Raw genomic sequence first — 18,588 nt, forward strand, 5'->3', positions numbered from 1 at the left:
CCAATTTAACAATATCGGCCTTTGTCAAATTTTAAAACTTTGACAAAGGTTTTTTTTTGCAATCTTGCCATTTCGACCGAAATTAATACAGGGGTCACTTTGTATTAGCTCAACCTACAGCTTAAACATACAACATTGCGGAAACATACAAAATGCCCTTCGCCAATAACCACAACAAAACTGCCATTCCTAAAAATCCCCAAGTAGAATTTCTATCTCTTCTCCAGCTTATAAAAAAGGTTGGAATCTCCCAATATTTGATGACAATATAAATACTTGCCCCAATTAAAGAAGCCCAAATCATCTCGCCGGAATGAATATAAAAACTATAAAACAAAACTGACGAAAGAAAAAGAATTGTAACAAATTGCAAATAATAATAATTCTTATAATTATACCTAAAATTTTCTTTGAGCGATAAAAGCAAAAAGGAAACAATCAACAAACCAGTCAAAGCAGTTATAAAATACGAAAAAAGCGGATCAAATTTCTCTATAAGAATACCAGCAATAACTAAAGCCAACACAACACAAGCGGCGAGCGAATAAATACTTCTTTCGACAGCGTTATCCTTAAAAGGAATTAAGATTGGAGAAATGTATTTTTCTAAATTACGCCAAAATGGTAAAGCACAAATAAACGCCATACCAGAAACAACAATTTCATAATTATACAATGTATCTTCCGGAACTTTACTCAATACATAAAAAAGAGCCGCAGTAACAATAAGCGCAGGAAGACAGATCGTTTTTACTACTTCCCATCGACTAGCTTCCCAAAAATTATTTTTTACCACATAAACATACCTCTTGACTAAATATTGCTGCGTAAAAATAGCCGTTGACTGACTCCATAACAAAAACAAACCTATATGAATCACTACCGTTCGCAATGTCATTTCTTCTATGTAGCATCCAAAGAAAATACAAGCTGCACCAATTAATAACAATTCATATGTCAATAAAATCTGAGAAAACAAAACTTTGAACAAAGGCGCAAACTGCCTTATAAGCAGACCAATAATCAGACCCCAGTAATTGCGCATTAAACCTATAACTGCGCATACGCCAATAAATGCAGCAAGATATAACATCCAATTAGTCAGTGATTGCGTCTGCATCCATAACTGGACCGCAGAATTTTTTACCGGAGTATATAAAATACGCGAGTTGGCGTAAACTTCGCTTGCCAGTTGATTTCTTACCGTATCATTTATTATTGAAAACTGGTTTTTATGTTGCTGCCAATAAGCATTAGCATCATAACCACTTTTTTGTAAAACGGCAAATTCATACAAAATCTTTTTTTGATTATCGTTTAACGACACGATTTGCTCAGTAGAATCAATTTCTTTTGCAAATAGGCTTGTACAGAAAAGAAATAAAAGAAAAACTATTTTTTTCAAAATTCAAGTAGATTAATTCCTCCAAAAATACAAATAATATAACTCAATGTACACCTCAATAAATTAGTATCCTGTCAAAATAAGACATACGATTGGCACAAAAACAAAAAACCCGCTCTTTTCAGAACGGGTTTTGTAATAAGTAATCTAATGATTATGCTTCGAATGGAAGGATAGATACATAAGATTTGTTATCTCTTTTCTTTTGGAACTTAACAACTCCAGCTACTCTTGCGTGTAGTGTGTGATCTTTACTGATGTAAACATTTTCACCTGGATTATGTTTTGAACCTCTTTGTCTAACGATGATGTTTCCAGCAATAGCAGCTTGACCTCCAAAAATCTTAACGCCTAAACGTTTTGATTCTGATTCTCTACCATTCTTCGAACTACCGACACCTTTCTTGTGAGCCATGACGTATGAGTTTAAATATTGTTATTATTCTTTAGTAGCTTCTTTTTTTGCTTTTGGAGCTGCTGCTTTCTTTACTTTAGGAGCTTCAACTTCCTCAGTAGCTGCATCTTCTGCCACAACTGCTTTTTTAGCTGCTGCTTTTTTAGTTCCGCCTGCTGCAGTAATACCTTCAATTACAATTTGAGTAAGATATTGTCTGTGACCATTTCTCTTTTTGTATCCTTTTCTTCTTTTCTTTTTGAAAACGATAACTTTATCTCCTTTTAAGTGTTGTAACACTTTAGCTTCTACTGAAGCACCTTCTATAGCTGGGGCGCCTAAAGTTACGTTACCATTATCGTCTAATAAAAGAACTTTGTCAAAAGAAACTTTTGAACCTTCTTCATTAGTCAAACGGTTAACATAAACCTTTAAGTCTTTGCTTACTTTGAATTGTTGCCCTGCTATCTCTACGATTGCATACATACCAAATTGATTTATTGATTTTTAAGGTTGCAAATATACAATTAATAATTTAGTATGCAATCTCTTATTCTAAAAATAATTATTTTGCATAAAATACTGTTTTTAAAGACATTTCACGTCTTAAAACAAAACATTTAGCGGTAAAATACTGTTAAATTATCGTCAAAACAGAGCCAAACCCTTAATTGATAATTAAAAAAAGTTATTTTTGGCGTAACGATAATCAACTCTTGGCTACCTATAAGTTATAGGCAAATAAAAATTATTAATCTTTATGAAAAAATCAATAATGATGTTAAGTGCAGCACTAATGCTCGGCGGAGTGGCTCATGCTCAAAAGGTAGCTTTTGAAGAATATAATTTAGATAACGGAATGCATGTTATTTTGCACAACGACCCATCGGCTCCCGTTGTAATTACCTCAGTAATGTACCATGTAGGATCAAAAGATGAGCGTCCTGACCGAACCGGTTTTGCACATTTCTTTGAACATTTATTATTTGAAGGAACACAAAATATAAAACGTGGCGAATGGATGAAGATCGTCACTGCAAATGGCGGGGTAAACAACGCCAACACTTCTGACGACAGAACTTATTACTACGAAGTTTTCCCGTCAAACAGTTTAGAACTTGGTTTGTGGATGGAATCTGAAAGATTAATGCATCCTATTATTAATAAAATTGGTGTTGCCACGCAAAACGAAGTTGTAAAAGAAGAAAAAAGAATGCGTTACGACAATCAGCCTTACGGAAACATACTTCCTGAGGTTAAGAAAAACATGTTCAAAAATCATCCGTACCGCTGGACAACTATCGGTTCTATGAAAGATTTGGATGCAGCAACGCTGGAAGAGTTTCAGGCATTTAATAAAAAATTCTACACCCCAAACAATGCTGTTTTAGTGGTGGCAGGAGATTTTGACAAAGCTAAAACCAAAGAATGGATTCAGAAATATTTTGGTCCAATTCCGCGTGGAGAAGAAGTAAAAAAACAAACTTTTGTCGAAGAGCCAATTACTCAAACGATAAAAGCAACTTATGAAGATCCCAATATTCAGATTCCAATGATTGTTGCTTCTTACAGAACACCTTCGATGAAAACCAGAGATGCAAGGGTTTTAGATTTGATCTCTTCTTATTTAAGTGATGGAAAAAGCTCTAAACTGTATAAAAAAATAGTTGACGACAAAAAAATGGCTCTTCAGATTGGTGCTGTAGGTTTTAGTCAGGAAGATTACGGAATGTACATTTTATACGGCTTACCAATGGCTCCTTATACAACAGCCGATATCTTGAAAGAAATGGATGAAGAAATTGTAAAAATCCAAACTGACTTGATTTCTGAAAAAGACTATGAAAAACTACAAAATAAATTCGATAACAATTTTGTGAACGCCAATGCAAGCGTAGAAGGAATTGCTGAAAACCTTGCTTCTTATTATTTGCTTTACGGCGATGTAAATCTTATTAACACTGAGATCGACCTTTACCACTCTATTACAAGAGAAGAAATTAGAGAAGTGGCTAAGAAGTACTTAAATCCTAATCAGCGTTTAATTTTAGATTACATTCCTTCAACTAAAGTTCAAAACTAAGTCTATCGAATCATGAAAAAAATACATACATTTTTAATCCTTTTATTCCTGACTGGAATTATGCAAGCACAAGATCGCCCACAACCAAAACCAGGCCCATCGCCAGTAGTCAACATCAAAAAACCACAAACTTTTGTTTTGGCAAACGGTATGAAAGTTTTGGTGGTTGAAAATCATAAATTACCAAGAGTAAGTTTTAACCTAACCCTGGACAACGCTCCTTTTACCGAAGGAAACAAAAAAGGTGTAGATGAATTAACGAGCAGCTTAATTGGCAACGGAAGCAAAAAAACAACCAAAGAAGCTTTTAACGAAGAAATTGACTTTTACGGAGCTAGCCTTAATTTTACATCATCAGGCGCTTATGCAAGTTCTCTTTCTAAATATTCAGGACGCGTTTTAGAACTTCTGGCCGAAGGTGCGCTACAACCTAATTTTACTCAAGCTGAATTTGATAAAGAAAAAGCAAAACTAATTGAAGGACTTAAAGCCGATGAAAAAAGCGTTCCTGCAATTGCCAGCAGAGTTGTTGATGTTTTGGCTTATGGAAAAAATCATCCTTCGGGAGAATACATTTCAGAAGAAACAGTAAAAAACGTAACTCTGGAAGATGTTCAGAAAAACTACGCTACTTATTTTGTTCCTGAAAATGCTTATTTAGTAATTATTGGAGACATTAAATTCAAAGAAACAAAGGCAGCCGTAGACAAACTTTTTGGCGGATGGAAAAAACAAGCTGCACCAAAAAACACTTATCCAAATCCTGAAAACGTTTCTAAACTTCAAATTGATTTTGTAGATGTTCCAAATGCGGTTCAATCTGAAATTTCGTTAGTTAATACTGTAACTTTAAAAATGAGCGATCCTGATTTTTTCCCTGCAGTAATTGCAAATCAAATTCTGGGAGGAGATTTTAACAGTTACCTGAACATGAATTTACGCGAGCAGCATGCCTGGACATATGGCGCAAGCTCAAATATTGGAGCTGGGAAATATGTAACTAAATTCAAGGCTTCATCAGCCGTTAGAAATGCTGTTACTGATAGTGCAGTAGTTCAGTTTATTAAAGAAATAAAAAGAATCAGAACAGAGAAAGTTTCTTCAGATGTTTTAAAAAATGTAAAAGCAGGATATATTGGACGATTTGTAATGCAGGTCGAAAAACCACAAGCTGTTGCCAGATACGCCCTGAATATTGAAACAGAAAAACTTCCTGCTGATTTCTACGAAAAATACATTCAGACCATCAATAATGTTACCGCAGACGACATTTATCGTGTTGCCAACAAATACTTCCTGCTAGACAATATGCGAATTGTAATTGCAGGAAAAGGCTCGGATGTTCTGACTGGTTTAGAAAAATTGCAAATTCCGATTTTCTATTTTGACAGATACGGAAATCCTGTTGAAAAACCGGCAACCAAAAAAGATGCCCCGGCTGGAATTACTGCAAAAACAGTTTTCGAGAATTACCTTAATGCAATTGGCGGAGAAAAAGCGGTTTCTTCAGTAAAAACATTGGCAATGACAGGAACTACAACCGTTCCGCAAGCACCAGGACCTTTGACTTTTACATCTAAACTGGATTCGAAAGGAAAAATGATGGTTTCTCTTGCTATGGGAAATATGAACTTAATGAAACAAGTAGTAAACGAAAAAGGTGCTTATATCGAACAACAAGGACAACGCAAAAACCTTGAAGGTGCAGATCTTGCCGACATGAAAGCTAGCGCTGCTCCTTTTGAAGAATTGCAACTTGTAAAAAGAACAGACCTAAAAGTAGAAGGAATTGAACCTATAAACGGCAGCGATGCTTATGTAATAAAAGATAGTAAAACAACGTATTACTACGATGTAAAATCAGGCTTAAAAACAGCAAAAGGCAAAGTTCGCGAACAAGACGGAAAATCATCTGCTCAAATAACAAACTTTAACGATTACAGAGAAGTAAAAGGCATCAAAGTTCCTTTTAATTTGATTCAGAATGTTGGTTTTGAATTGGATATTAAAATATCTGAAATTAAGATTAATGAAGGGGTTTCTGAGAAAGATTTTTTATAAAGGTTCTGAGGTACTAAGTTGCTAAGGTTCTAAGATTTTAGAAGCTTTGTCAAAGTTTAAGAACTTTGACAAAGCTTTTTTTATGCGCTCTTATTTGTCTGGCTGAACGGAGTAGAAGCCTGACCCTATTAGATCGCGCAGTATAATCCCTACGGGATAAAACACTTGGTGGTTTAATGATATTTCTACCAATATGCAATCTCTCCGAGATAGAAAAGCAGGAATTAAATATTTGATAGAATAAAAAATGTCAATTTATAATCTCTTTTTTGAAATAAAGAATAAACATTGAATGTTTAGAAATCAAAACCTTACTCCATTAGGAGTTTAATGTTGGTAGAAAAATGAACATGAAAAATAAAAAAATGTCCCGTAGGGACTAAATTACATGGCTATAACACAATTTTGTCATTTCGACAAAGGAGAACGGACGAAGTAAATCACATGAGAAACTCCACCCCTAAAATCTCCAATCCTTGCAGAATATCTGATGTAATTTCTGCTTCGTCAGAAATGACAAAAAATACGCATACAATAATTGTGGTTACTTTGTGAAATATTTTTAAGTTCTAATTTTCAAAAGCCTTTGAACCTTTGAACCCTTACATCTCTGAACCTTCTTTCACAACAAAGATATTCAATTCAAAGCTTTTATTTCTTCGCAGACAAATAAACCCCAATCAAAATAATAAATGCTCCAAAAAACTGAATTGACGTTAGCATTTCATTATCTAATAATCCCCAGAAAAATGCCACTATCGGAATCAAATACGTTACCGATGTTGCAAATACCGGCGACGACATTTGTATTAATTTAAAGAACAAAACATTCGCGATTCCGGTTCCTAAAACTCCCAGAACCATTACAAAATAAATCGAATGCTGCGTGATATCTATATTTATTCTTTGCGAAATATCAGTTGTACTTAAAATGATTAATGCAGGCAAAAGCAAAACAGCAAAATTTCCTGTTGTAATACTAACCGAATTCAAATCAGACAAGTATTTCTTGATTAAATTGACATTTATAGCATAACAAAGTGTCGCAATGACAACGAGAATCACATAATAGTAGTTTTGCCCCGAATGAGCTGACGCGCCACTAAAAACCAACAATAAACAACCTACTAAACCAACAAAAACCCCAAGAACCTGTCGTTTTTGAAACTGAATTCCAAAAATAATTATTCCTAAAACGAGTGTATTCAAAGGTGTCAGCGAATTTAAAATCGCCACAATCGAACTATCAACCTGAGTTTCTGCAATAGCAAAAAGAAAAGCTGGCATAAAAGTGCCAAAAACAGAAGTTATGGCAACAAATTTCCATTGACGGCGCGAAATTTTCTTTAGACTCTTAAAGCCTACAATTAATAAAAACAAAGCAGCAAAAATAATTCGGAACGAACCCACCTGAACAGCTGTCAAACCAACCAGACCTCTCTTTATTAAAATAAAAGAACTTCCCCAAATAAGAGAAAGAATAAGTAAGTAAGCCCACTTTAATTGCTTTGCATCCATAAATACGATTTTGATGCAAATTTGTAATAATTTTATGAACTGACCTCCTCCTTTTTATTAATTTTGCAAAGAACACAACTTTATCTAATTAAAAATCATATATAATGAAATTTACAAAAATCGTTGCCACTTTCGCAATCGCAAGTTTAGTATTAGTAAGCTGCAAAAAAGAAGAAGACAAAAACCTAGCAAATATAAAATCTGAAACTACAGTGGTAAAAGAACACAAAGCAATTGCTGCCGAAAATGTTCAGACTGCAAGTTTTGAAATCGAAGGAATGACTTGTGCAATGGGATGTGCAAAAACTATCGAAAAAGAATTGGCTGATTTAGATGGTGTAGAAAAAGCTACGGTTGATTTTGACAAAAAAACGGCTACTGTTGTTTTTGACAAAACGGTTCAAAATCAAGAAAAATTAACTAAAGTGGTTCAGGCAACCGGAGACGGAAAAACATACAAAGTTTTGAATACTAAATCTTAAAAAAAATCTAATATTTTTTTTTAAAAATCCCAATATTTTTAAATTCCAAATCCCAACAACAATTGTGATTTAGAATTTTTGTTGGGTTATTTTCTTAAATTGACATTGGATATTTTTCTTAATTTTAAGACATAAAAAAGGGCGATCAAATTTTTGAACGCCCTTTTTATGTCTTAGTTTTCTACTTCCATTTCAAAGTTTCCATTAGCCTTTGCATATCATTTTTTATATAACTTGCCGCTGGCATAATAGAATCAAAATTAGGCTTGGCATAAAAATAAACTGATCCTGTTATAAAATGCTTTGTACTATCTGTAACGTAAAACTGAGAGTTTGTAGCCGCATTCCCGTCAACTTGATAAAACATACCATAAACCTTTTTTTGAGGGTTTAAATACGGTTGTTCTAATATATCATCTGCCTTAATAACATGTTCATACGTTAATTTTTGGGCATCTTTAAGCAATTTATTGATATCACCATTTACTGGTTTGTATGTCAGGTAAATAGTGGCCTTCATTTTAGGATATGTAATTGCAAATCCACAATCTTTTTCTCCTTTAATTATAGCTGCTTCATTCATCTCAAAAGAAAACGGACAATTATTTTCAAAACCAACGTATTTTGCTTCAGGATAATCTAAACGAAGATAACCCGCCGGCTTGGGCACGACATCATCTTTACAACTTAAAACAGTCAATGCCAGTAAAATTGTTGCTATTGAAATCGTCTTTTTAAACATTCTAATCTATTGTTACTTTTATTTGTTTTACACGCTTTTTATCAACTGTTTCTATTGTAAAAACACAGTTTTCGAAAGCTACTTTTTGATCTTTTTTAGGAAAATTACCCAAAATTTCAAGAATAAATCCTGCCAATGTTTCGGCTTCTCCTTTACGCGATTCAAAAACGTCTTCATTAACATCAACGATTCTATAAAAATCTTTCATGTTTATTTTTCCTTCAAACAGAAAATTCTTTTCATCTATCTGCGAGAAATTCAAATTTTCATCATCAAACTCATCACTAATATCTCCTACTATTTCTTCTATAACATCTTCCAGAGATACTAATCCTGAAGTTCCTCCATATTCGTCGACCACAATCGCCAAATGGCTTTTAAGGCTTTGAAAATCCTTTAATAAATTATCGAGTTTCTTATTTTCAGGAACAAAAAAAGCTTCTCTTACTAAAGAGGTCCACTCAAACTCTTCCTTATCTATATGAGGCAATAAATCCTTTACAAATAAAATGCCTTCGATCTGGTCGATATTATCTCGGTAAACCGGAATTCTCGAAAATCCTTTCTCAATTATTTTAGGGCAAATGGCAATAAATGACTCAGATACTTCTAATGCAAAAATATCAATCCTGGGACTCATTACCTGCTTGGTATCTGTGTTTCCAAACGAAACAATTCCTTCCAGTATTTTTTGTTCTTCGCTTGATGTTCCTTCAGAATCTGTTAATTCCAGCGCCTGAGAAAGCTGATTGATCGAAAAACTATTCTTTTGCTTTCCTAATTTATTATGCAAATATAGCGTAACACTGCGCATTGGTAAACTTATTGGCGAGAGTAATTTGTCTAAAATAGCAATTGGATATGCAATTTGTTTTGCGAATTTTATATTATTTCTACTTGCGTAAACTTTAGGCAAGACTTCTCCAAACAATAAAATAAAAAAAGTAACTACAACAATCTCAAGAATAAATTTTAACGCAGGAGAACTAACATTTGCAAAAACATTCTGTCCTACAAAAGAGAATAAAATAACGACTCCAATGTTAAAGAAATTATTGGCTACAAGCAGGGTTGCCAGAAGTTTTTTGGGTTTGTCTAAAAGATTAGAAATAATTTTTCCTTTAGTCTGGCTTTCCTGTACAGTCTCGTCGATATCTTTTTGAGACAAAGAAAAAAGCGCTATTTCAGCACCTGATACAATTGCTGATAAAAACAGCAAAACAAATATTCCGACAAAACCAATTATTAAATTGATGTCTAAAGTGGTATTAAAAAATAAACTGGGCTCCGGGTCCAAATTAAAAAAGATTAGTTAAACAATCAAAAAGGCAGGTCGTTTATAGGCAGGCCTTCACTCGTCGCATCAAAGTTAGTATTTTTTACTGGTTCTGAATCGTGGTTTGGCTTCTGATTTCCAGTTTCTTTTTTGGTAGTCAAGAAAGTAAACTCAGTTACCTGAATTTCTGTTGTATATTTTGTAGTACCATCTTCGGCTTGCCATTGGCGCGATTTTATGCGTCCTTCGACATATATTTTATCTCCTTTAGAAAGATATTTTTCGCAAATTTCAGCTGCTTTATTACGTACAACTAAATTATGCCACTCCGTCGAAGTTATTTTTTCGTTGGTAGTTTTATTAATATAAACCTCATTTGTAGCTAATTGAAAACGTCCAATGCAATTTCCTCCATCAAAATAATGCATTTTTACATCATCTCCTAAATGACCAATTAGCATAACCTTATTTAATGTTCCGTTCATAATTTATTCGTGGTATTTATCCCAAAGATACATTTTTTTAGCAATTTATTTCTTGCTTTTCAATAAAATTACAAATTACAATTGGAAAACAAAAATTTTTTAAATCACTGGTATTCAATCTATTTTAAATTATTTATCGGATCTTATCTTTCCGTAACTGAATTTAAAGTCACTGTATTAAAAATATACAAATTGATTGTAAAACCATAAAAACAATATACTTTCGTAATAAATTACTTACTCATTAATCTCGCTTTTAAAACCACTCCTATGTTTGAAAACAAATCAGGATACAGTCAAACCTCAAATAAAGATCTGCATTTTATTTTAAAGATATTTTCGCTTTGTTTACCAATACTAGGGTTTCTTATTTATGCCAAAAAGAAAAACTCAGAACCCAAAGCTGCTACTTCCGCTTGTGAAATGGCAATCGCCGGGATTTTCATTGGAATTTCTATCAAACTTTTCCTGTATGCTTATCAACGATAATACTTAAACTTCTAATTCAAATTTCTTTTCAATAAAATTATAAATTACAATTGGAAAGGGAAAAGTTTTCAATTCACTGGTATTCAATCCGCTTTCTATTACTTCTGCAATCTTGACTTTCCAAAACTGAATATGAAGATGCTGGTGCGAAAGTTTATGAATAACAGTTGTTTCTATACACTCCTCTATACTTAATATACTATAGGACGGAAAAACATCATTTTGAACTGCTTTTGAAACAACATCAAAGCCAACAATTTCTGTCGTTTCTAAAAGAGGAAACTCATACAGGTTATGCCAAATTCCTTTTGCTGTTCTTTTTTGAATTGAAGTATTTCCTAAAACATCTTCTAAAATTAAATAATTAAAGAAACGATTTGTGACTTTTAATTTTTTCGACTTTACCGGCAAAACAGCAACTTTCTTTTTTTGAAGTGCCGCACAACTATCATTAAAAACACAAACCGGGCAATCCGGACTTTTAGGAACACATTGCAAAGCGCCAAACTCCATAATTGCCTGATTAAAAATCGCAGGATTATCTTTTGGCATTAATTCGTGTGCTAACTCTGTAAACTCTTTTTTAGTGGCTGGCAGAGAAATATCAGATTCAACATCAAAATAACGGGAAAGTACTCTAAACACATTCCCATCAACTACAGGAACGGCTTCATTATAAGAGAAAGAAGCTATTGCTGCTGCCGTGTATTCGCCAACACCTTTTAATTTCAATAACTCTTTATAAGCATCAGGAAAAACTCCTTTGAGATCATTTGCGACATATTGCGCTGTTTTATGCAAATTTCTGGCGCGTGAATAATAGCCTAATCCCTGCCAGAGTTTCAAAACCTGCTCTTCAGAGGCATTTGCCAAATCAAATACGGTAGGAAATTCCTCGGTAAAAGCGAAAAAATAGGGCGTTCCCTGCGCAACTCTTGTCTGCTGCAACATAATTTCTGATAGCCAAATATGGTACGGATTGGTGGTTTTTCGCCATGGCAAATCACGTTTGTTTTGTAAATACCATTTTATCAATATGTTAGAAAAATTCATTGCAAAATACTTAGAATACAAAAGTAAATGTTTATGTAATTAAAATTTAACGAATTAGCTTGATTAATTATTTTTTTAATTCCTATATTTGCAAACTCAAAAAAATAGTACACCATTTATAAAATAAAATAGGAAAGAAAATGACGAAAGCAGATATCGTAGCGAAAATTTCAGAGAAACTAGGTCTTGAAAAAGGAGATGTTCAAGCAACAGTAGAAACTTTTATGGAAGAAGTTAAAACTTCATTAGAAACTGGAGACAATGTTTACCTAAGAGGTTTTGGAAGTTTTATTGTAAAAACAAGAGCTGAAAAAACAGGTAGAAACATTTCTAAAAACACCACTATCAAAATTCCAGCACACAACATTCCTGCATTCAAACCTGCAAAAGTTTTTGTAGAAGGAGTAAAAACGAATAACGAAGCAAAATAATACTATTAATTAATCATAAAATCGACACGATATGCCAAGTGGTAAAAAAAGAAAGAGACATAAGGTAGCTACGCACAAAAGAAAGAAAAGAGCGAGAGCTAACCGTCACAAAAAGAAAAAGTAGTTTTAAACTACTTTTTTCTTTTTAAACGTTCATTGAAATTGAAAAAAAAGATGAAAGAGAAAAGAATTATAGAATATAGACGTAAAAATCTATGTTCTTTACTCTATTCTCTATTAATCTTCTTTTCCCCGGGTTCAATACCTGTTAAAAAAATATTGTTTAATCCATCCTTGTAGAAGTTGATGGTTTTTGGTTTTTGGTTTTTGGTTATTTTACCAACAACTATCAACAAACAACCGACAACCAATTCACGGATAAAAATTTACAGTGTGAATAAAGAATTAATCATTAGATCTAGTTCTGAAGCCGTAGATTTTGCCTTATTAAAAGATGGAAAACTAATTGAATTACACAAGGAAGAAGAGAAAAGCAACTTTCAGGTTGGTGATATTTTTATTGCCAAAATACGAAAACCCGTTGCCGGACTTAATGCTGCTTTTGTAAATGTAGGCTTCGAAAAAGATGCCTTTTTACATTATCATGATTTAGGACCTAACTTAGCTTCTCAACTGAAATTCATAAAACTTGTAAGCGCAGGTAAAATAAAAGATTTCTCCCTAAAAACCTTTCAGTTTGAAAAAGAGATTGACAAAGATGGCATCATTACTGATATTTTAAGTGCCAATCAATCTGTTTTAGTCCAAGTTGTAAAAGAACCTATATCTACCAAAGGTCCAAGAATAAGCGCTGAGCTTTCATTGGCAGGAAGATTTATTGTTCTCGTTCCGTTTTCTGACCGCGTTTCTATTTCACAAAAGATAGAAGACAAAAAGGAAAAGGATCGTCTAAAAAAACTTGTATTATCTATCAAACCAAAAGGATTTGGTGTTATTGTTCGCACAGTAGCCGAAGGCAAAAACGTAGCCGAATTAGAAAAAGATTTGCAGAACCTGCTTGGCAGATGGACTGCAATGTGTAAAAAATTACCAACTGCTCATCATCCATCAAAAGTATTAGGAGAGCTCAACAGGGCTTCTTCGATATTAAGAGATGTATTCAATGATACCTTTAGTGGTATTCAGATAGATGACGAAGAGTTGTACCATCAAACGAAGGAATATCTGCAAGAAATTGCACCTTCAAAACAATCGATTGTTAAGTTTTATCAATCAAATGACACTCCAATTTTCGAGAAATACAATATAGAGAGACAAATCAAAACTTCATTTGGAAGAACGGTTTCTATGAGCAAAGGCGCTTATCTTATCATCGAACACACTGAAGCTCTTCACGTTATAGACGTAAACAGCGGAAATCGTTCGAATAAGGCGACGAATCAAGAAGATACCGCCATGGAAGTAAATATGATTGCTGCCGCTGAAATTGCCAGACAACTTCGTTTGCGTGATATGGGCGGAATAATTGTAGTAGATTTTATCGATATGTCTAATCCTGAAAACAGGAAGGTTCTGTTCGACTTCTTGCGAGAAGAAATGAGCGACGATAAAGCAAAGCATAAAATCTTACCGCCTAGTAAATTTGGCTTAGTTCAGATTACCAGACAACGCGTAAGACCAGAAGTTAATATTAAGACCAGAGAAGAAGATCCTAACAATGAACATGGCGAAATTGAAGCGCCAATTTTAATCATTGACAGAATCAAATCTGATCTGGACAGAATTTTAAAAACCCACAAAAATGTTGTGCTTAATGTACATCCGTTTGTGGCTGCATACCTCAGTCAAGGTTTTCCATCATTACGTTCAAAATGGTTTTTTGAACATAAGAAATGGGTGAAAATCATACCTCGTGACGCTTACACGTACTTAGAATATCATTTCTATGATAAAAAAGGAAATGTCATTTCAGAATAAAAACAGAAACCGCCTCTCGAAAGATTGGCGGTTTTTTTATGCCTTAAAGTTTTTCATTTATACGCCTTATGGCTTTTAACATTACAAAGAAAACTTATAATGGTCATTACAATACAACTTTAAAAGTACCTTGCCTAATATTTTCTTAAAGCTAAAAGACACAAAATGCAAACAAATAAAATCAATAACCTACGCAGAAATATCACTATTAATTTTCTGCTTATCACTATACTTTTAATCTCATCAAAAATATCTGCTCAGAATGACACTATTTTCTTTGATCAGAATTGGAAAAAAACCAACAAAGAAACTGCGCTTTATTATCGAATTAAACCACTGCAAAACAAAGACAAACCCGGCTGCTGGCTGCAAAGTAAAAAATACCGTTCTCTTTATATAATTAAGGATTATTACCTAAAAGACAACACACTACAATTTGAAGGATATTCAAAAGATCCCGAAGGAGAGCACTTAATAGGAAATGCTAAATGGTTTAGCGAAGATGGCAATCTTATTGAATCCAGAGATTTCACTTACAAGCAAAATGGAGACAGTCCTGGTTTTAAAATTCCAGAATGGCCAATTCTATTTGTAGATTATAAAATTGCCGTAAAAAGTCAATTTACCGGCGGGCTTGAATTTTGTTTAGATTGTGAAAACAAAAATAAATTGTTTTTAGGAGTAGGATTCGGAGTAACTTCTTATAACCATACTTACTATGGCTTACCTGATTTCCATTTATCCTATAACAGGGAGATTCTATTTGTCAAGAGCGGCCTTTCAGACAAACATGCCTATGCCCTGGCCGGAGTAACGCTGCTAAATATTATAGATTTAGGCTTTGGTTATTCACAGCCATTTAATAACGATAAGATTCCGGTAATCAAAGGCTTTACTTTTGGGACTACTTTCAGATTTTCAAGAAATCAAAAAGCATACACGCAAATCAGAGTCATGTAATAAAATCTATTCTCTAAGAATTTCTATTTTTCTTCTTATTTCATTACCAAAAGCATCCACCACCGTAATATGATGTATTCCTGATGTTGGTGTAATTGGCAGTTCGTGAAACGTTTTTGTTGTTGCTTTGTAAACATTATCAACATACCAAAATAATTCTTTATCCCTCTCTGAATAGGCTACTTTAAGAATTACAGGCTGAACTTCGCTATTAAAATTCTTCGTTAAATAAATTTTGCTATTCGACTTTGGGTAAATAAAATCCATCGTTGTCGTTTGTGTTCCCTGACAATCTTCTTTAAAAGGAGGCAAAGGCAAATACTCAATATGCTGGCTTTTGTAATACCAAGCCATAACGGGCGGTAAAACAAACCAATTTTTAGTTACTATATTATCGATACTTTCACAACTGCTGTTAACCTGAAATTTCTCTGTTTTGTCTAAATGAACTGTTTTATGATATGGACAAACTGCTGTAGATTTTCCTTTTTTGGGAACCCATTGCTTGATTTTAGGACATTCCTCTTTTACCAGATAACCACTCAGGCGACAAACCTCTACTTCATCTAAATCTTTATAAGGTGTTTCGAACCATCTTTGTCTTGGCAATAAATTAAAAATATCAAATAAAACAGGCGCTGCACTAGTTACACCGGTCAAGGTTGGCCTTCCCTCGCCTGTTGCATTTCCCACCCAAATTCCCACTACATATTTCGAATTTGTTCCAATTGCCCAGGCATCTCTGTTCCCGAAACTGGTTCCTGTTTTCCAGGCAATTTTCAGGGAACTGTCATAAAACTTCCAGGCTTCATCTCCTTCAGGTCGGTTCACTTCTTCCATTGCATTATATGTCAACCAAATTGATCCGGCGCCTATTATATTCTTCTGGTCTGTTTCTGATCCAAAATCAGGCTCAAAATCATTTCTGTAATTGAGCTCTGTAAATTCTTTGGTTCTGTATTTTGCTTGATTTTTAGTATAATAATTAACCGTTGAAGACAAACTTGCATACGTTCTGCACAAATCCCATAAATTACTTTCGGCACCACCTAAAATAAGAGATAATCCATAATGATCAGGCGTTTTATTGATATCTCTTAATTTGAATTTCTGTAATTCTTCATAGAATTTATTCACGCCAAAATCCTGCAGCATCAAAACAGCCGGAATATTCAATGATCGTGACAAAGCACGATGCGCAGGCACAGCACCATCAAAAGTCAGATTAAAATTTTGAGGTGTATATCCTGCAATCTGCGTTGGAATATCTGCTACCAAAGTATTGGGCAACAACTCGCCATCGTCTAACATCGCAGCATATAAAAGAGGTTTCAGGATACTTCCGGTACTACGTGGCGCATCAATAATATCAACATCTTTTTGGTGGTCTTTATCTGTTGGGGCATTTCCCACATAACTCATGACGCTTCTATTTGAAACATCGATCACCAAAATTGCTAAATTATTGACTTCATTTTGCTTGTATTGATTGTAGTAATATTTTGCAATTTGATTTACTCTATTCTGTAATGAATAATCAATAGTTGTTTTTACACGTGTTCCTTCTTCTCCTTTTGCAACTCTTTGCAATAAATGTGGTGCAATTTGCGGAAGATCATACGGTTTTTGAGGTAATGGTTCTTCAACAGCCAATTCGTACGTTTGTTTATCAATTATTCCTTCCTTATGTAGTTTTAGTAAAAGTCGGTTTCGTTTGTCTAATAACTTAATCTGATTTTTACCCGGATAAATTAAACTTGGAGCATTTGGCAAAACGGCCAAAGTTGCATTTTCTGCCCAGGACAATTGATTGGATTGCACACCAAAATAACGCCATGCAGCCATTTCAAGTCCAACAACATTTCCTCCAAAGGGCGCATGAGCAGCATACAACTCAAGAATTTCATTTTTAGAATATCCTAATTCTAATCGTGTTGCGAGAATAATTTCGATAAATTTTTCAAAATAAGTTCTTCCTTTACCTTTTCGGGACAATCGGATAACTTGCTGCGTTAATGTACTTCCTCCTCTGACTACTTTTCCGGCTTTTCGGTTTTGCTTGATAGCATTTACCACCGCCACAGGATTAAACCCCAGATGTTTATAAAAGTATTCGTCTTCAAAATAAACAATACATTTCTTGAATTTATCGGGAACGCTGTCTTGGGCAGGAAAACGCCATTGTCCGTCTCTTGCTATTTTAGCTCCTAATAATTCGCCTTCTTTACTCTCGATTACCGTAGAATAAGGCTCCTGAAATAAAGTTCGGGGTAATGAGAAATAATAAATCAGCAAGAGCAAAAATGCAATTACTGATTTTATCCTATTTTTTTTAATCCAATTTATAATGCGTTGTGAGAACGCTATTAATTTATTTTTCAAAATAATATTATCATTTTCATATCCTAACAGGTTTCCAAAATCTGTTAGGCATCTATTTTCAATCCCCAAAAAAAATATCCTTTTCTATAACATACTTAACAGGTTTTGGAAACCTGCTAGAATAAATAACCTTAAGGATTTTCTATTCGTCCATTAAATAAATATCATTCATTAATCCTTCGTACATAATTCTCCTTTCATCATGACAGAATTCAAAATTTTCTAATCCTCCAAATAAATTCAAAATAAAATCTCTATCAATACTCGTCCTTCTTTCAGACAAATAAGAACGATATGATGAATGTAAATAACTTGCAAAATGTTCCGTAAATTTATGTTTAACAGGATTTAAATGAACATATACAATTAATTGCCTTAAATAATTTTCATCTTCTATTCTGTTTCTTTGTAAATGCTCCTGAAATAAACTTCCGGTTCTATTGTAAGCTTCATTAATACTTTTTGAATAGGCATTAAACAAATTCGAAAATGGCAGATGAATTTTCTCTTTTAATTTTTCAGAAATGTCCACTTTATCTTTTATCCTTAACACGATATGAAAATGATTCTTAAGCAAGCAATACGCATAAATATCTGCGATGGGTAAAATGTATTTCTTTACTTTTTCCAGAAAATAATTATAGTTCTTTTCTTCAATAAAAATATTCTCTTTGTTATTTCCTCTGTTATAAATATGATAATATTGTCCCGCTTCAAAAATATCCTTCTTCACCTTCAATGAACTTTTAAATTATTTCTTTAACTTTTTATTATCCTAACAGGTTTTTAAAACCTATTAGGTATCTTTTTTTTTAACTTTATTTTTATTCTTAGAATTCATATAAATACCTAACAGGTTTTAAAAACCTGTTAGGATACGTAATCCTAT

17 protein-coding genes are annotated in these 18,588 nt (G+C 33.5%); 7 read left to right on the forward strand and 10 right to left on the reverse strand.

Annotated elements, in window-relative coordinates:
• Positions 1 to 121: 121 nt before the first annotated feature.
• The 3 genes from ACQKCJ_RS16110 to rplU all read right to left on the reverse strand — a co-directional run bounded on the left by ACQKCJ_RS16110 (position 122) and on the right by rplU (position 2,285).
• The gene (locus tag ACQKCJ_RS16110; RefSeq protein WP_271338115.1) at positions 122 to 1,405 is read right to left on the reverse strand and encodes a hypothetical protein; all 1,284 of its coding nucleotides are present in this window, start codon (positions 1,403 to 1,405) and stop codon (positions 122 to 124) included.
• Positions 1,406 to 1,559: 154 nt separating this feature from the next.
• Positions 1,560 to 1,820, reverse strand: coding sequence for a 50S ribosomal protein L27 (rpmA, locus tag ACQKCJ_RS16115; protein WP_035685981.1), 261 nt, complete (start codon positions 1,818 to 1,820; stop codon positions 1,560 to 1,562).
• Between the two features lie 24 nt (positions 1,821 to 1,844).
• Positions 1,845 to 2,285, reverse strand: coding sequence for a 50S ribosomal protein L21 (gene rplU, locus ACQKCJ_RS16120; protein WP_271338116.1), 441 nt, complete (start codon positions 2,283 to 2,285; stop codon positions 1,845 to 1,847).
• A gap of 274 nt (positions 2,286 to 2,559) precedes the next feature.
• On the opposite strand from rplU, the gene ACQKCJ_RS16125 reads away from it, so the two are divergent.
• Positions 2,560 to 3,882, forward strand: a complete 1,323-nt coding sequence (locus tag ACQKCJ_RS16125; protein ID WP_271338118.1) for a M16 family metallopeptidase — start codon at positions 2,560 to 2,562, stop codon at positions 3,880 to 3,882.
• 12 nt (positions 3,883 to 3,894) lie between these two features.
• Positions 3,895 to 5,943 carry a M16 family metallopeptidase gene (locus ACQKCJ_RS16130; RefSeq protein ID WP_271338120.1) on the forward strand — a complete coding sequence of 683 codons (2,049 nt, stop codon included), beginning with the start codon at positions 3,895 to 3,897 and terminating at the stop codon, positions 5,941 to 5,943.
• Between the two features lie 651 nt (positions 5,944 to 6,594).
• Here ACQKCJ_RS16130 and ACQKCJ_RS16135 read toward each other — a convergent pair.
• The gene (locus ACQKCJ_RS16135; protein WP_271338122.1) at positions 6,595 to 7,461 is read right to left on the reverse strand and encodes a DMT family transporter; all 867 of its coding nucleotides are present in this window, start codon (positions 7,459 to 7,461) and stop codon (positions 6,595 to 6,597) included.
• A 104-nt stretch (positions 7,462 to 7,565) separates the two neighbouring features.
• Between ACQKCJ_RS16135 and ACQKCJ_RS16140 the strand changes: the two genes are divergently transcribed.
• On the forward strand, positions 7,566 to 7,943 hold the full coding sequence (locus ACQKCJ_RS16140; protein ID WP_271338124.1) for a heavy-metal-associated domain-containing protein: 378 nt from the start codon (positions 7,566 to 7,568) through the stop codon (positions 7,941 to 7,943).
• A 181-nt stretch (positions 7,944 to 8,124) separates the two neighbouring features.
• Here ACQKCJ_RS16140 and gldD read toward each other — a convergent pair whose 3' ends face one another.
• Genes gldD through ACQKCJ_RS16155 form a run of 3 tightly spaced genes read right to left on the reverse strand, consistent with a single transcriptional unit; the run spans position 8,125 to position 10,446 of the window.
• Entirely contained in the window at positions 8,125 to 8,685 is a 561-nt protein-coding gene (gene gldD / locus ACQKCJ_RS16145; protein ID WP_427402415.1) for a gliding motility lipoprotein GldD, read from the reverse strand.
• Between the two features lies 1 nt (position 8,686).
• Positions 8,687 to 9,982, reverse strand: coding sequence for a gliding motility-associated protein GldE (locus tag ACQKCJ_RS16150; RefSeq protein ID WP_427402416.1), 1,296 nt, complete (start codon positions 9,980 to 9,982; stop codon positions 8,687 to 8,689).
• Between the two features lie 23 nt (positions 9,983 to 10,005).
• Positions 10,006 to 10,446, reverse strand: a complete 441-nt coding sequence (locus tag ACQKCJ_RS16155; RefSeq protein WP_271338129.1) for a single-stranded DNA-binding protein — start codon at positions 10,444 to 10,446, stop codon at positions 10,006 to 10,008.
• A 270-nt stretch (positions 10,447 to 10,716) separates the two neighbouring features.
• Here ACQKCJ_RS16155 and ACQKCJ_RS16160 point away from each other — a divergent pair, with 270 nt between their 5' ends.
• Positions 10,717 to 10,935 (forward strand): hypothetical protein, encoded by a 219-nt coding sequence (locus tag ACQKCJ_RS16160; protein ID WP_271338130.1) that lies wholly within the window; start codon positions 10,717 to 10,719, stop codon positions 10,933 to 10,935.
• Positions 10,936 to 10,938: 3 nt separating this feature from the next.
• Here the strand turns inward: ACQKCJ_RS16160 and mutY are convergent, their stop codons facing one another.
• Positions 10,939 to 11,988, reverse strand: a complete 1,050-nt coding sequence (gene mutY / locus ACQKCJ_RS16165; protein WP_271338131.1) for an A/G-specific adenine glycosylase — start codon at positions 11,986 to 11,988, stop codon at positions 10,939 to 10,941.
• Positions 11,989 to 12,128: 140 nt separating this feature from the next.
• Between mutY and ACQKCJ_RS16170 the strand changes: the two genes are divergently transcribed.
• From ACQKCJ_RS16170 to ACQKCJ_RS16180, 3 genes are all read left to right on the forward strand, one after another.
• Positions 12,129 to 12,419, forward strand: a complete 291-nt coding sequence (locus ACQKCJ_RS16170; RefSeq protein ID WP_007805026.1) for an HU family DNA-binding protein — start codon at positions 12,129 to 12,131, stop codon at positions 12,417 to 12,419.
• A gap of 393 nt (positions 12,420 to 12,812) precedes the next feature.
• A complete protein-coding gene (locus ACQKCJ_RS16175; protein WP_271338132.1) occupies positions 12,813 to 14,357 on the forward strand; it encodes a ribonuclease E/G in 1,545 nt (514 codons plus the stop codon).
• 165 nt (positions 14,358 to 14,522) lie between these two features.
• Complete coding sequence (locus ACQKCJ_RS16180) at positions 14,523 to 15,317, forward strand: hypothetical protein (protein WP_271338133.1); 795 nt, start codon at positions 14,523 to 14,525, stop codon at positions 15,315 to 15,317.
• Positions 15,318 to 15,323: 6 nt separating this feature from the next.
• Here ACQKCJ_RS16180 and pbpC read toward each other — a convergent pair whose 3' ends face one another.
• On the reverse strand, positions 15,324 to 17,699 hold the full coding sequence (gene pbpC, locus ACQKCJ_RS16185; RefSeq protein ID WP_427402417.1) for a penicillin-binding protein 1C: 2,376 nt from the start codon (positions 17,697 to 17,699) through the stop codon (positions 15,324 to 15,326).
• A gap of 142 nt (positions 17,700 to 17,841) precedes the next feature.
• Entirely contained in the window at positions 17,842 to 18,432 is a 591-nt protein-coding gene (locus ACQKCJ_RS16190) for a transposase (protein ID WP_271338134.1), read from the reverse strand.
• Positions 18,433 to 18,588 lie beyond the last annotated feature (156 nt).

The sequence above is a fragment of the Flavobacterium sp. NPDC079362 genome (assembly GCF_050267765.1).
GTDB classification, from domain to species: domain Bacteria; phylum Bacteroidota; class Bacteroidia; order Flavobacteriales; family Flavobacteriaceae; genus Flavobacterium; species Flavobacterium azizsancarii.

What these genes read in the sequence shown, in the direction of transcription:
- ACQKCJ_RS16155 (WP_271338129.1), bottom strand. Translation starts at nt 10,446, where the DNA reads ATGAACGGAACATTAAATAAGGTTATGCTAATTGGTCATTTAGGAGAT.
- gldD (WP_427402415.1), bottom strand. Translation starts at nt 8,685, where the DNA reads ATGTTTAAAAAGACGATTTCAATAGCAACAATTTTACTGGCATTGACT.
- ACQKCJ_RS16130 (WP_271338120.1), top strand. Translation starts at nt 3,895, where the DNA reads ATGAAAAAAATACATACATTTTTAATCCTTTTATTCCTGACTGGAATT.
- ACQKCJ_RS16170 (WP_007805026.1), top strand. Translation starts at nt 12,129, where the DNA reads ATGACGAAAGCAGATATCGTAGCGAAAATTTCAGAGAAACTAGGTCTT.
- rpmA (WP_035685981.1), bottom strand. Translation starts at nt 1,820, where the DNA reads ATGGCTCACAAGAAAGGTGTCGGTAGTTCGAAGAATGGTAGAGAATCA.
- mutY (WP_271338131.1), bottom strand. Translation starts at nt 11,988, where the DNA reads ATGAATTTTTCTAACATATTGATAAAATGGTATTTACAAAACAAACGT.
- ACQKCJ_RS16140 (WP_271338124.1), top strand. Translation starts at nt 7,566, where the DNA reads ATGAAATTTACAAAAATCGTTGCCACTTTCGCAATCGCAAGTTTAGTA.
- ACQKCJ_RS16125 (WP_271338118.1), top strand. Translation starts at nt 2,560, where the DNA reads ATGAAAAAATCAATAATGATGTTAAGTGCAGCACTAATGCTCGGCGGA.
- ACQKCJ_RS16180 (WP_271338133.1), top strand. Translation starts at nt 14,523, where the DNA reads ATGCAAACAAATAAAATCAATAACCTACGCAGAAATATCACTATTAAT.
- ACQKCJ_RS16135 (WP_271338122.1), bottom strand. Translation starts at nt 7,461, where the DNA reads ATGGATGCAAAGCAATTAAAGTGGGCTTACTTACTTATTCTTTCTCTT.
- rplU (WP_271338116.1), bottom strand. Translation starts at nt 2,285, where the DNA reads ATGTATGCAATCGTAGAGATAGCAGGGCAACAATTCAAAGTAAGCAAA.
- ACQKCJ_RS16160 (WP_271338130.1), top strand. Translation starts at nt 10,717, where the DNA reads ATGTTTGAAAACAAATCAGGATACAGTCAAACCTCAAATAAAGATCTG.